At 67.1% G+C, this 12,494-nt stretch carries 11 protein-coding genes and 2 pseudogenes; 7 read left to right on the top strand and 6 right to left on the bottom strand.

The genetic code is table 11. The features are described 5' to 3' along the window. The first annotated feature begins 192 nt into the window (after window positions 1–192). The 3 genes and pseudogenes from E6P78_RS18220 (at window position 193) to E6P78_RS18210 (ending at window position 3,082) form a co-directional block, all read left to right on the top strand. The gene (locus E6P78_RS18220) at window positions 193–765 is read left to right on the top strand and encodes a MobC family plasmid mobilization relaxosome protein (RefSeq protein ID WP_136204763.1); all 573 of its coding nucleotides are present in this window, start codon (window positions 193–195) and stop codon (window positions 763–765) included. Then, window positions 755–2,445 (top strand): annotated as a pseudogene (locus E6P78_RS18215) (mobilization protein). The gene E6P78_RS18220 and the pseudogene E6P78_RS18215 overlap by 11 nt, the downstream one beginning before the upstream one ends. A gap of 118 nt (window positions 2,446–2,563) precedes the next feature. After that, a complete protein-coding gene (locus E6P78_RS18210; protein ID WP_018550276.1) occupies window positions 2,564–3,082 on the top strand; it encodes a DUF2716 domain-containing protein in 519 nt (172 codons plus the stop codon). A gap of 90 nt (window positions 3,083–3,172) precedes the next feature. Here E6P78_RS18210 and E6P78_RS18205 read toward each other — a convergent pair whose 3' ends face one another. The 4 genes from E6P78_RS18205 to E6P78_RS18190 form a co-directional block, all read right to left on the bottom strand. After that, complete coding sequence (locus E6P78_RS18205) at window positions 3,173–3,718, bottom strand: HAD domain-containing protein (RefSeq protein WP_136204659.1); 546 nt, start codon at window positions 3,716–3,718, stop codon at window positions 3,173–3,175. 15 nt (window positions 3,719–3,733) lie between these two features. Next, entirely contained in the window at window positions 3,734–4,426 is a 693-nt protein-coding gene (locus tag E6P78_RS18200) for a class I SAM-dependent methyltransferase (RefSeq protein WP_136204658.1), read from the bottom strand. Further along, on the bottom strand, window positions 4,427–5,338 hold the full coding sequence (locus tag E6P78_RS18195; protein ID WP_136204657.1) for a phosphotransferase: 912 nt from the start codon (window positions 5,336–5,338) through the stop codon (window positions 4,427–4,429). An 80-nt stretch (window positions 5,339–5,418) separates the two neighbouring features. Continuing rightward, on the bottom strand, window positions 5,419–6,168 hold the full coding sequence (locus E6P78_RS18190; RefSeq protein ID WP_136204656.1) for a hypothetical protein: 750 nt from the start codon (window positions 6,166–6,168) through the stop codon (window positions 5,419–5,421). Between the two features lie 202 nt (window positions 6,169–6,370). Here E6P78_RS18190 and E6P78_RS18185 point away from each other — a divergent pair, with 202 nt between their 5' ends. Both E6P78_RS18185 and E6P78_RS18180 read left to right on the top strand, forming a co-directional pair. Then, the gene (locus E6P78_RS18185) at window positions 6,371–7,726 is read left to right on the top strand and encodes a tetratricopeptide repeat protein (protein WP_136204655.1); all 1,356 of its coding nucleotides are present in this window, start codon (window positions 6,371–6,373) and stop codon (window positions 7,724–7,726) included. A 1-nt stretch (window position 7,727) separates the two neighbouring features. Beyond that, window positions 7,728–8,258, top strand: coding sequence for an NUDIX domain-containing protein (locus tag E6P78_RS18180; protein WP_136204654.1), 531 nt, complete (start codon window positions 7,728–7,730; stop codon window positions 8,256–8,258). Window positions 8,259–8,308: 50 nt separating this feature from the next. Here the strand turns inward: E6P78_RS18180 and E6P78_RS18175 are convergent, their stop codons facing one another. Next, window positions 8,309–9,238 (bottom strand): restriction endonuclease, encoded by a 930-nt coding sequence (locus E6P78_RS18175; RefSeq protein WP_136204653.1) that lies wholly within the window; start codon window positions 9,236–9,238, stop codon window positions 8,309–8,311. A 28-nt stretch (window positions 9,239–9,266) separates the two neighbouring features. Between E6P78_RS18175 and E6P78_RS32805 the strand changes: the two genes are divergently transcribed. Together E6P78_RS32805 and E6P78_RS18170 are read left to right on the top strand one after the other, a co-directional pair. Then, window positions 9,267–9,575 carry a hypothetical protein gene (locus E6P78_RS32805; RefSeq protein ID WP_168712642.1) on the top strand — a complete coding sequence of 103 codons (309 nt, stop codon included), beginning with the start codon at window positions 9,267–9,269 and terminating at the stop codon, window positions 9,573–9,575. Then, entirely contained in the window at window positions 9,568–11,784 is a 2,217-nt protein-coding gene (locus E6P78_RS18170; RefSeq protein ID WP_240799260.1) for a hypothetical protein, read from the top strand. Before E6P78_RS32805 ends, E6P78_RS18170 begins: the two co-directional genes overlap by 8 nt. Before the next feature lie 5 nt (window positions 11,785–11,789). Here E6P78_RS18170 and E6P78_RS18165 read toward each other — a convergent pair. Beyond that, window positions 11,790–11,915 (bottom strand): annotated as a pseudogene (locus E6P78_RS18165) (CPCC family cysteine-rich protein); the annotation flags it as partial. Window positions 11,916–12,494 lie beyond the last annotated feature (579 nt).

Genomic DNA, 12,494 nt, shown 5'->3' with positions numbered 1-12,494 from the left:
CGACGGATGCGACGGATGCGACGACGGGCCACCCCACACGACTGACGGAGCACCACCATGCCCGAATCGAACGCCGACGACCCCACCTCCCGCCGCCGCAGGAAGCTGTTCAGGCTCACCCGACGACCAGCAGCAAGCTGGAGCGAACGAGCCTCTAACGAGGCTTCGTCCGCGCTTGCCCCCGCCCCAGGGGTGGCGGAGGACAAGGCCGAGCGCCAGGGGGCGCCCGAGCCGGAGGAGGGGGTGGACAAGGGCTCCTGCCAGCCCGCAGCCGACTCCGTAGGTCCCCGCAATCCGCCGGCCGATGTCCCACCGCTCGTCGAGCAGCCCTCCTGGCGTGATCTCGACGCCCCCGTCCTGCCCGCGCAGATGAACCGCAAGCGCACCGTGGAGAAGCGGGACCAGGAGAAGACCATCCGCTTCACGCGCACCGCGGTCCAAGTGATCAGCGCCGCTGCTCACCAGCGCGGTCAGAGGTTCGCCGGATTCGTCGGAGATGCGGCCCTGGCCGTTGCGCAAGGCAAGGCCGACCTGGTCGGCAGTCCGGAGGACGATCCTCTGCGCCCGCTGATCGAGGCCGTCGAGGCGCACACGGTCGCGCTGAACCGCATCGGCGGCAACCTCAACCAGATCACCGCAGCCATCAATCGAGGAACCGTGCCCGAGCGTGCCGAGGCGGTTCTGGACCGCGTCGAGCAAGCAGCACAGAACAGCTTCCACCTCATCGACCAGCTCCTGACGGACGGCACGACTTATGGTTCCTGACGTCTCCACCGGTTCCGACAGCCGCGGACTGATCGCCTACCTCTTCGGCCCCGGCCGCCGCGACGAGCACACCAACCCCCACATCGTCGCCGCCTGGGACATGGGCGGCGCTCCCGATCCCGGCCGCGACCCGGCCGCTACCTACTCCCAGCTCGCCAGGCGACTCGACCACCACGTCGACCTCCGCACCCGCGAGCTCGGCGGCAAGAAGCCCGCTCAGCACGTCTGGCACTGCCCGGTTCGCACCGCGCCCGGTGACCGCTACCTCACCGACACCGAGTGGGCCGAGGTCGCCCGCCGCGTCGTGCACGCCACGGGCATCGCCCCCGACGGCGAGGAGGGGGCCTGCCGATGGATCGCGGTCCGCCACGCGGACGACCACATCCACATCATGGCCACCACCGTCCGCGCCGACGGACGCCGTCCCCGCACCCACCAGGACGGACGCCGCGCGCAGGCCGAGTGCCGCAGGATCGAAACCGAGTTCGGCCTGCGCCGCCTGAAGTCCGGCGACCTCACCGCGCCTCGCACCCCCACCGGCGCCGAACGCGCGAAGGCCGAGCGCCAGGGCCAGTCGGTGACGGCACGGCACTGGCTGCGCGAGCGGGCGTACGCGGTCGCCGCCGCCGTACACACTGAGGCCGACTACTTCACCGTGCTGCAGTCCCTCGGCGTCAAGGTCAAGACACGCCTCGGTCCCGAGACAGGCGACGTGATCGGCTACAGCCTCGCAGCCCCCGGCGACACCAACGCGGCCGGCGAACCCGTCTGGTACGGGGGTTCCAAGCTCGCCCCCGACCTCTCCCTCAACCGCCTCCGCGAACGCCTCCCCGACCAGGAGGCAGCCGACCGTCCCCGGTTCGCGGCAGATCCCACCGAACCGTGGCAGCACACCATCTCCGCGGTACAAACGGCGCACACCGTCCTCGACTCCGACGACGATGCCGCCGCACAGGCCCACCTCGCCGCCTTCGGCGACGCCCTCTACAACATCGCCAGCGCCACACTCGGCCCGCACCAAGCAGAGCTACGCGTAGCAGCCTCGACGTTCAACCGCGCCCGCCGATCCGCCACCCGCGCGGATCACCAGGCCGCTACCGCCCTGCGCCAAGCCGCCAAGGAACTCGCCTACGCCTCCAACGAGCCGGGCGGACTCGCCATCGCACTGCTCTTCGCCACCGTGCACCTGGCCCGCGCCGCCGCCAAGTGGCACGAGCAACGAGGCCACCAACAGCAAGCCGCAGCAGCCGACGAAGCCCTCCGCCACCTCCAGGCCGGCTACCAGCAAGCCGTCACCCCTGTCCTGGCGGACTTGGCGCACCACGAGCCGCAACCGCCCGCCGCTTCGAACAGGACGTTCGCGCGGCCCTCCCCAACCACGCCGACCGGATCCTCACCGACCCCACTTGGATCGCCTTGACCACAACCCTCGCCCAAGCCGAAACCGCTGGCCACAACCCCCGACGTCTCCTGATCGAGGTGGGCTCCCAGCGAGAGCTCGACAGCGCCGAGCGCCCAGCCGAGGTCCTCAACTGGCGCATCACCGCTCAGCCGAACCGGCGGACGCAAGCGGCTCGCAGCCGGAGCACCACCAGCGGAACGTCATCTATGTCGGCCACGCTGCGCCCTCCGGCCACACCAGTGGCTACGAGGCCCGAGGAGCGCAGGCGGTACCGCTGACCCTGGTCCCTCCCAGCCCAGATTCCCGACGAAGGGAACGGCAGGCGAAGGCCGGCACTGCCCCTGGTGCGACATGTTCCCCGAGGGAACATCACGGGCGACTCGATAGGATCGGGCCATGACGGAGAGTCCCGTGGTCGAGCTGCTTGAGGCCGAGTACCGACGCGTTTGGGACCGCTTCTACGACGAGTTCAAGTTCCAGCCGAGTACGAGTTCCCTCAAGTGGCCAGCTATCAAGGAGCCCGTCGCCTCGGTTTCCTGGAGCCTTGCCGCGCTTGACGACGATCCTGAATACGAGCGGTTGGACCGCCTGGTCGAGGTGGTCGAGCAGGGGCTGAAGTCCTGCATCGACCCGAGCGGAACGCTGCTCGCGCTCGACTGGCAGCACACGTCGTATCGCTTCGCGCCGCAGGGCGTCGGTGGCCCTGGGCAGCCGGCCTGGCCTTTGAGCCCGTACCCCGATGGGGACTACTACATCTACCTGTCGGAAGACTTCCGTATAGGCAGTTTTGGGCACCCCTGGGAAGAGTCCCTCTGTCTGTTCGGTCAGGAATTCCTCGACGCCGCATCCGCGGAGGTAGAGAAGCTCCTCGGACAGCCGATCCGTAGGTCCGGCAGGGCAGCCGGCACCACCTGAGGTGGGTCCCGACTCCACAGGCACCAAGGAGTCAGACCCCACAGCGCATCCTCATGCCCTCGCCGCTCGCGGTAGCGAGGGCATCAGTCGTCAGACGGCGTGGGCTGTGGGTAACTGCGCGACCCACTTCGCCACCTCGGTCAGATGCTCGGGCTGCAGCCCGAGGTGTGGGTCTGGCTGAACGAGGAGGGTCGGCGTCCCCTTGGCGGTGCGCTCTGCTGCCCATTCATGGTCGAGGCCGGTGAAGTCGTCGTCGATCCAGATGGCGGGGGCGTCTGCCAGCCAGACGTCGACGTGGTCTCGTTTCCAGAGGTAGCCGTCGGGGTGACTGGTGGTGATCTGAGGATGAGGCAGGTCGAGGTAAGGGAAGTCGGGCAGCCCCAGGAGGGGGCCGATGATCGTGGCGGCGTCCTTGCGCCAGCTTGTGCACCACACGGGAGTGACTAGCCAGCTGGTCAGAAGGTCGGCGAGAATGCCGCCCTGACTCGGGTCGAGCCAGATGGGCACGGGGTCGTCGGGGTGCCGGCCGGTAGGCAGGACGGTGTGACGGACGTGGGTGGGCGGGGTGCTGCCGTCGGCGGCCGGGAACGGTATGAGGACGCCGTCGATGTCGAGAAGCAGGTAGGGAGGGGTCATCGGTGCCTCCGTCGGTCAGCGTTTGCGGGCGGTGATCAGGAGGGTGGTGGGCCACGGGTCGCGGCGCGGGTGCCGCAGCTCCACCGCCGAGGTGACGCCCAGGCCGGTCCGGGAGAGGTGGGCTCCCCAGCGTCGGGCGTCGAACTCCCATCGAACGAGGGGCAGTCGGGTGCGGTCGGGCACGGTGACGTAGTCCTCGCGCGGACGGTCGTCCGTGGATGGATGTCTTCCGGCCCGTGCCGGGTGAGGGACGGAGAAGGCCAGCACACCGCCCGGATTCAGGCGTCGGGAAATGGCGGCGAGGAGGAGTTCGGGGGCGACGAGGCCGACGGCGCCGAAGATGGAGTAGATCGCGTCGAAGGTCTGGCCGGTGGCCTGCAGGTGGTGCAGTGCGTGGCCGGCGGCGAACGTGGCGCCGTCGATGTGGCCGTAGTGGGAGCGGGCGCGGCGCACTTGGAGGCCGATCAGGTCCACGCCGGTGACGTGGGCCTGGTGGTGCTTCGCGAGGTGGGCCACGTTGTGGCCGGGGCCGCAGCCCAGCTCCAGGACGCGTTTGCCGCAGAGGTCCCGGCCCAGGATCTCGGCGCCGGGACCGAGGCCGGCGTGGGTGCTCCATTCCATACGGGCCGGTGCGGTGAGGGCGTGTGCGGGGGCGGCGGCTGTGCGCTGGGCTGCGTGGGCGTACCAGGGGGAGACCTGGGCGAGCACCTAGACCTCCAGGAGTTGGACCACGTCGTTCAGGTGGCGGCGGACGACGGGGATGTACGCGGGGTCCTTGGCCGGGTCGTCGATCCAGCGGATGGCCTGCTCCATGAACCACTCCACGGCCCACATGCGGTGCCAGCCCAGGGCCCACGCCTCGGCGGCCAGTCCGCCCCGCATGGCGAGGGCGTCCTCGTGACCGCCCGCGGTGACGTACTGCTCCAGGAACACCCGCATGCGGAAGGGGCTCGGCACGTCGGTGGTGCCGTGGTACGAGGCGAGGTCGATCAGGCCGGGTCCGGTGAAGGCGCGGGCGAAGTCGAGGAGGTGCCAGCCGTTCTCCCCGATGTGGACGCTCGTGGGGTGGAACTCGGAGTGGACCCAGCCGAACGGGTCGAGCGTCGCACCCTGGACACGGGTCTCAGCTGCGGCGGAGATCTTCCCCAGCGCGGCCTCGATGTCGTCGCAGTCCGTCCATCGGTCGGCTTTCCGCAGCCGCTGGAGGTGATCGAGAGCTCGGCCGGGCAGGGCTGCGAGGCCCGCCCCGTCGAGGAGGGGCAGACCGCCCGCAGGGCGGGCGGCATGGAGCATGACGGCGGCGGCGACACCGTCGAGGTCGTCTGCGTTCCGTACGGGGGTGCCAAGGTCGTCCATGAGCATCCCGAGCCACTTGTCCTGCATGGCGGTGGCGTGGAGAGCAGGGACCGGGAGCCCACGCTGGTGGGCCAGCCGCAGGGCCTGGGCCTCGCGGTCGAAGGGCTCCTTGGCGTACTTGAAAACAGCGGTGGTGTCGTCGGGGAAGGTGACGCGCTCGACGCCGGACATGCCCCAGACACGAATCTCGGCACGGTGGGGGAGGGGCTTGCCGACGAGGGTGCACAGGTCGTCCAGCAGAGTGGCGGACACGCTCTGGTCCATGGGGGTCTCCGAGGGGGATGGTGGCTTCCGGGGCGGGCGCGCGCGAGCTGGCCCGCCCCGGAGCCGTACTGGGGGGAGGGTTACTCGGCTGCGGTCACGCGGTGGGCGTAGACCTGCTCGATCCAGCCGGCCTTGAACTCGGACAGGTCGTCACGGAAGTTGGCCATCGAGGCACCGTAGGGTGCGACGACGCCGCCGGACTGGTCCGGCACGGACTGGCAGCCGTGCACGAGCCGGCCGCCGAGCGCGGCGTGGGCCTTGATGGACTCGATCCGGCGGTGCTCGTTGAACCAGCCGCCGTGGTAGACCTCGTCCAGCATTCCGCCCGTCTCGTCGTCCAGGTCGAAGACGACGGACGTGGCGGCGGGGAAGAACCAGCACGGGCCGACGTTGGAGATGTGGCCGTCCAACTCGACCTTGTTGAGCGCCATGAGCGTGGCCGCCTCGCGGAGCATCCTCAGGTGGTCGGCGGTGATCTGCGGCAGGCCGAGGCCGGCCAGGTGCTCCTCGCGGAAGAGGTACGCGTACACCTCGTACGCGGTGGCCAGGACGCGGGCCGCATCGGACGTGGACTCGCTGTGCTGCTTGATGAAGTCGAGCGCGAGCTGCTCGACCGCGCTCTCGGTCGACTCGTCCACGCCCAGGAGCTGGGACTTGACCAGCTCCCAGTCGGCGACGAGCCAGGTGTTCGACTCGAAGCGGAAGAAGTACTCGGCCGGGTCGATGGTGATGCTCCGGCCGTCCACGTGGATGCCGGGCAGGCGGTTCCAGCGCGGGTCGAAGGTGTCGGGCAGCTCGACCGTGATGGTCGCGGTGTCGATGGTGGTCACCGTGTCTCCGTCTCTGATCGTCCGGGCCGGGGCACAGGAATGCCCGAGCCCGTTGGGGCGTACGGAACTTGGGGGCCGCCCGGCCCGTGATGCCGTGAGTGGGGCGGCTGTCGATAAGTGAACCGTCCGCTACGCAGAGTGGGTACGGTGTGAGCGAGGCCAAGCGGTATACACGGTTTACGGAATCGGAGTGGAGGCGATTGTGCCGGCACCGACCAGCGCCAACTCCCGCCTGCGCGACACGATCAACGTCGCCGGGTGCACGTACGACGCGCTCGCCAAGGACGTACGCCGTATCGCGGCCGAGAACGGAGAACTGCTCCAGACCAACAAGTCGGCCATCTCCCACTGGGTGGGCGGTGCCCGCACGCCGTCCGGCCGGGCAGGCCAGTACCTCGCCGAAGCTCTCTCCCGGCGGCTGGGACGCGTCGTCACCCGAACCGAGCTCGGTCTTCACTCGCCCGACGCTGAGCCGCCACCGGAAACCGACCCCGTCACCGCGGTCACAGACCTCGGCCGCGCGGATGTCGAACGCCGCAGCTTCCTCGCCATCGCGGCCTTCACTACGGCTGGCGTGGCCATGCCGCTCCTGCACGACCACGAGGCCACCGCGCGGATGCTCCGTGCCCGCACCGCCAGCTCCCTCGTCGGCAGCGACGACATCGACGTCGTACGGCAGATCACGGCGGCCTTCAGTGCCGCCGACGAAAGGCTTGGCGGCGGCCACGGCCTGACCACGGTCACTGCGTACCTCGCCGACACAGCCGCACCTATGCTCCGTGGACGTTTCTCCTCGGAGCCCTTACGCCAGGCCGCCTTCGGAGCCGTCGCCGAACTTGCATACCTCGCAGGGTGGAAGCACCACGACCTCGGCCACGAGGGCGCTGCCCAGCGCTACTACCAGGTCGGCTACCAGCTCGCCTGCGAAGCCGACCCCCACGGCCATGCTGCCTGGATGATGCGCGCCCTCGCCCACCAGTCCCTCAGCCTCAAGCAACCCCACCACTGCGTGGACCTCGTCAAAGGCGCGCTCGCCCGCGGCCTCGGCCATGTGGACGGCCAGACCGAAGCGCTCCTCCACATCACGCACGCCCGCGCCTACGCAGCCGTCGGCGAGACCCCATTGGCCGCTCGTGCTCTGCTCGCCGCCGAAGACGCCCTCCTGCGCGAGGACGGTCCCCAGCCCCGCTTCTCCCGCGTCAGCGGCCCCGCCGCCGGCACCGTGGCCAGCCACACGGCCCGCACGCTGACCGACCTCGCCGACCACATCGGAACGGAACAGCAGCACCGTGACGCGCTCACCCGCTGGGACCCGGAGAAGTACAAACGCGTCCACGCCCTCACCCACGCCGACCTCGGCGACAGCCTCGCCGCCCAGGCTCGCGCCGACGAAGCCGTCGCCGCCTGGACCCAGGCCCTGGTCTTCATGGAGGGCATGACCTCCGACCGGACCCGCAAGGCGATCACCTCGATCCGCTCCACTCTCGCGGTCTACCAGCGCCGCCGCGTCCCCGGAGCCGCAGATCTCGCCCGCCGAGCCCGCGAGGCCCTCGCCTAACATGCCCAACAACTCGCCCGACGAAGGGAACACCGTGACCCAGCAGACCGACGACCAGCCCAAGGCCCTCAAGCCGGCGCTCGAATCGATGACCCTGCTGGTCGCGGCCGTCATCGTCCACGACAAGGCCACCAACCGCGTGGTCCTTCTCCAGCGCAGCGAGAACGCCAAGTTCGCCCAGGGCAAGTGGGACCTGCCGGTCGGCAAAAGCGAACCGGGCGAGCCCATCACCGAGACCGCGGTCCGCGAGCTCTACGAGGAGACGGGCCTCACGGTGAAGCCCGAGTCCCTCAAGGTCGCCCACATCATCCACGGAGCCTGGGGCGTCGAAGCCCCCAACGGCTTCCTCACGGTCGTCTTCGCCGCCCACGAATGGACCGGCGAACCCGAAAACCGCGAACCCCGCAAGCACTCCCAGGTTTGCTGGGTCGATGCCAACGCCATCCCGGACGCCTTTGTCGACACAACTGCCAGTGCTCTCCACCAGTACCTACACGGCAGTTCCCAGGTGTCACTTGACGGGTGGCATTAGGGTGCAGTGCCTTCCGTCGACTCCGGCTTGACGGCGACGGGCTGTTTCGGCTATTCACCTGGGAACATCGTGGCTGGAAAGTAGCAGCTTCCGGTCTCATTTGCGTGACGCTTCTTGCGTCGCAAAAGTTCGTCGAGCGTGAGGCGACCGTCGAGAACATAGAAGAAGTCGAGCCCCTCCATCGTCAGGAACGGCGTACTCTCCCTGTAAGCTTCTCGGGCCCCGCTAGTGAATCCATTTACGCTGATAAAGATTCCAAGCGAATTTTTCCCCTTCCGCCTCACCTTTTCATTGAAGCTGTAGAGGTGGTGAGGCTGGATCGCCTCCTGCCACCACTTGGCTTCAACGATGTAGTCGTCCGTGTCGAAGGTGAGCGAGCCATCGATTTGCTCGTACTCCAGGCTGTATGCCAGGCGTGGTTCCATGTCAAACAGCCTGAATACGTCATTTAGGAATGGCTCGAAGAGCCTGCCTGCCTGCTGGCGATTATCCATGCGCTCCAGTTCGAGGAAGCGTTCTCTAAGGGCGGCAAGCTTAGCTTCAAAGCCATGCTGGGCCTCCACCACGGCGCGGTACGTGAGAAGCTCATCATCGAACTGCGACTGTTGCTCGTGGGCAACGCGCTGGCGGTCCACCAGCCCTCTGAGATGGTCGACGGATTCCCTTGCTTCGGCGATCAATGCTTCGGTGTTCTCGTGCCGTTTCAATGCAGGGAAACTTGTCAGTTGAGAAATCTCCGCCATCATCCGAAATGAAAGGTCGCGGTATTGGCGTTCATTTTCCATCAACCGGTCCACGAACTCATCTGCGGTGGCCCATTTGTAGCTGCTGAAGTCCATGTGGGCCAGCAGCGAAGGGTGGTTCGTAGCCCACAAGCGGATGAATCGTTCGAGGTCACGCTTATACCAGAAGATCGATTTGAGCGCGCCGGCCAGGGCTCCGTAGGCGGCTGGGCTGATCGGCTGCGGCGGGGGTGTCACGGCGGAGTTCCTTGTCAGGTCGACCTGCTTGGCGCGTGAAGTCGCGTTGGGATTTCTAAGTTCTAGCGCAAGAGTGCATGGTTACGCATCCAAGTCCACATATGTCATTGAAGATGGACAGATTCTTGTATTGTGCGATCAATATTCAATGACAATCAGTCATTTTCGTTCATTTTATGGCATCAACTTCGTATTTCCAACGTGGCGCGTAAGCATGGGTTCAATGGACTCGCCTGATGGGTTGGCTTGGGAAAGGGAAGGTCTCAAGGGTGCGCTCGATCTCTCCGGCAGTGGTCTCGGTAAGTCCGGCGATTTAATGGGAAGAAATAGTGGTTGAGAATGCTCAGGCGGGGCCATTTCTGCGCCCTGCCTCTTTGGAAATGCAGCGCAAATGGGTGGAAGCGGGTCTGAACACCCCAGGGGTGAACGTTCCGCGTGAGGCGCTGTGCAATTTCGCCCCCTTCGTGATCGATCCGGAGTCCATGCTGACCGAGCAGGTCGGGATGCAGATGTGGCGGCCAGATGTTCTGCGGCGGCTCCATACCGATGCAGGGGACATGCTGATCGCAGTGGTGCGGATGCACGGCGCTGGGGGAAGTGTCTGGGAACACAACGAGCGGATCAGCTCGCTGTGGCACTCGCCTGCCAATCCGGCACCGGCGCGGGAGGATGAGAGCTCGCTGTCCGCAGTGCGTCCCTACGTCCAGCAGGTTGCTGACGGCTCGACTCAGGAGTTTGCGGCCGTGGCGAGCGTGGTCGAGAACCGCGAGTCACTGGTTGCGAATCTGGAGAAGGCTGCGTCGGCGCTGCGCGAACGGGAAGGCCACCGTGCCTATGATCTCAGGCAAGACCTGATCCTTAACGGGCAACTGGAACCGGGCCTCTACGTCGCGCAGCACATCCTCATCAAGGAAGCACCGCTACAGGCTCGGGACGGACGTCCGCTGCATCCGGCCGAGCACTGGCAGTGGATGGCGGTCCGGGGCAACAACCGGACGCAGCGGCGCCACGAGATTTTCCGGCTCTCGTCCGCCGATGTCGTCGCCGGTGTCCCGGTCAAGAAGGTCGGAGGGAGCGGGGAAGACGTCGTCTTTGATCCGAACGACTGGCTCACGCGCCTTTCCGACCTATTGAACGAGGAATACGCATCGCACTCCGTGGCCATGAGCCCTGCCGATCCTGACGACGACTCCCGTGCCGTGCAGGCCGCCAGGCTCGCGGTAGTGGAGTCCCACCTGGTCGTGGGCACCTCGGCACCGCGCAGGCTCTACCGCATCGCACAGATGAGCAATCGGCGTGACCACGTTCATATGCCGCTGGAGTTCACCCCGAACGACCGAGGCCGGGCACTCGGTCGCAGCGTGCTCGGAATGTACGTGGCTGAGGGAGTGCTTGACGAAAGGGTCGCGGAAGTTCTGTCAGGAGGCGTGCCTATTGCGGGACTGCCAGGACTGCCTGCGGATGCGACGGTGTCGGAGCGGCGGGATATCCGTTCGATGATGCTTCTTCGGGAGCTCTTTCCAGTGGAGCGGCGCAAGCGGTTGTTGATCCGACGGGCACTCAGCGAGGCGCCGCCGTCCCAACTCAGTGCTCCGGAGGCCAACCGGAGGGCGCGGGTCTGGTCGGCCATGACCTCGGAGAGCTTTCCAAGCCCGTGGAACCCGCGGATCGCGGAGGTTTTCCAGCTGGGCGATGTCCGAGACGGTCTCAATCCTTCGGACCGGCGGTTGCCGGAGCTGCTTGCCCAGGCGGACACTGATGACGAGGCATTCGAGGAACTCATCTCCTTCCGGGCGGCACATTGGCTCGCAGCCTTCGACATCATCGACGCGGACCGGGGATCGCTGACCGGGCAGAAGACTGACGACGACGGAACCAAGGCGGACCGCGTCCGGCGGACAGTCAAGAACAACCTGATGGCCATGCGGAACAACCGCCGCAAGGCGGTGGGTGCCCTGCGGGAGCTGGCAGCTGCGATGGACGAGGGGGACCGTCGTCCGCGGAAGGTCTCGGCAACTGGCGAACCCCTGCTGGAACCGATGAACCGGGCGTGGTTCAACCGAGAGTTCCCCAAAGAGGCGGGAGTTCGTGGGCGGGGGGTGCCGAAACCACGGGTCAACTCCGCTGCGCCGCGGCCAACCGCGCAGTCCGCTCGCCCAGTGGTCGGCAACGGTGCGATGGCGGTGCCCGGCGAGGAGCGGCCGGCACCTGAAACAAGGAGCGGTCCTGTTCGGTCGCCCGAAATCGCGCCGACCCATCCGGCGCCAGATGAGGTCCAGCCACCGAGTCTCGAAAGTGCCCCCGCCACCGACCCGGCGCCCAATTTGGCAGTGAACCTGAAAGAGCAGGTGGGGGTGCTTGTCCACGACGTCGGGAGATGTCAGGAGCTTGCCGAGTCTCTGGCAGTGCAGGCGAAGCCGGGAGGCCGCTCACTGACTCGGGACCAGGCGGACAGCATCGCACTGGGCTTGATGACGGCTGAGGTGGAGATCCGCCGGTTGCGGGCGAAGCTGGATGGACTTGCCGAGCCGCTCGCAGGTCCGTGAGAGGCCATGGTCGGCCAGCGGAACTGGACCCCGTCGTCCTCCCAGAAGCAGGCGGGGCATATCTCGTAAGAGCCGGGCATCGCGTCCAGCACGCGGTGCCCGCAGCAGGGACAGGGGTAGGAGTCACTCACCTGCGCAGTCTCCTCGCAGGCCCCGCCGGCGTGCCAGGGATCTCGCAGCCTCGGAGCCTCCGGCCAGTCCGCAGCCAGTCCGCAGGACACCCGTAAACGGCCGTCGGGAGCCAACGCCTGCCAACCGGGAAATCCCAGGTCAGAGCCCTGGGCGGGGCTCCGCCGCAGGTCAGGATCAGACCTCAGACATTCCGCTTCAACGTGTAGCGGGTGACATAACACCACGTCGCTGATCTGGCAAACATGCAAGTCAGACAGGGTCCGACTCTTCGGGGTCGGGCCCTTAGTTTTTTCCCGTGCTGGGATGGTGCTGGGATAGCTGACCCCTCGTCACCTGTTGTCATCCCTGGTCATCCGTACCGTGCTTGGACGTGGATGGGCCGCCAGTGCCAGGTTTTCACTCTGATGAGTCTTCCCGAGACCACGAGCCGATCGTTGTGAGGACCCCGGTCCGGAAGATTTCAAGTCCAGTGAGACGGTCGTGACGCTATGAGGTTTGTGGTGCGGGGTCTCTCCGTTTGGCCGGGTCGTTGATCCAGGCCATCTGAGGTATCTCGGGTGGTCTGGGGCGGCGGCCGA

It is taken from the genome of Streptomyces sp. A0958 (assembly GCF_004795035.1).
In the GTDB taxonomy this organism is placed as follows: domain Bacteria; phylum Actinomycetota; class Actinomycetes; order Streptomycetales; family Streptomycetaceae; genus Streptomyces.
The sequence above is the reverse complement of the archived record's forward strand: the minus strand, read 5'-3'. Positions and strand labels throughout refer to the sequence as shown.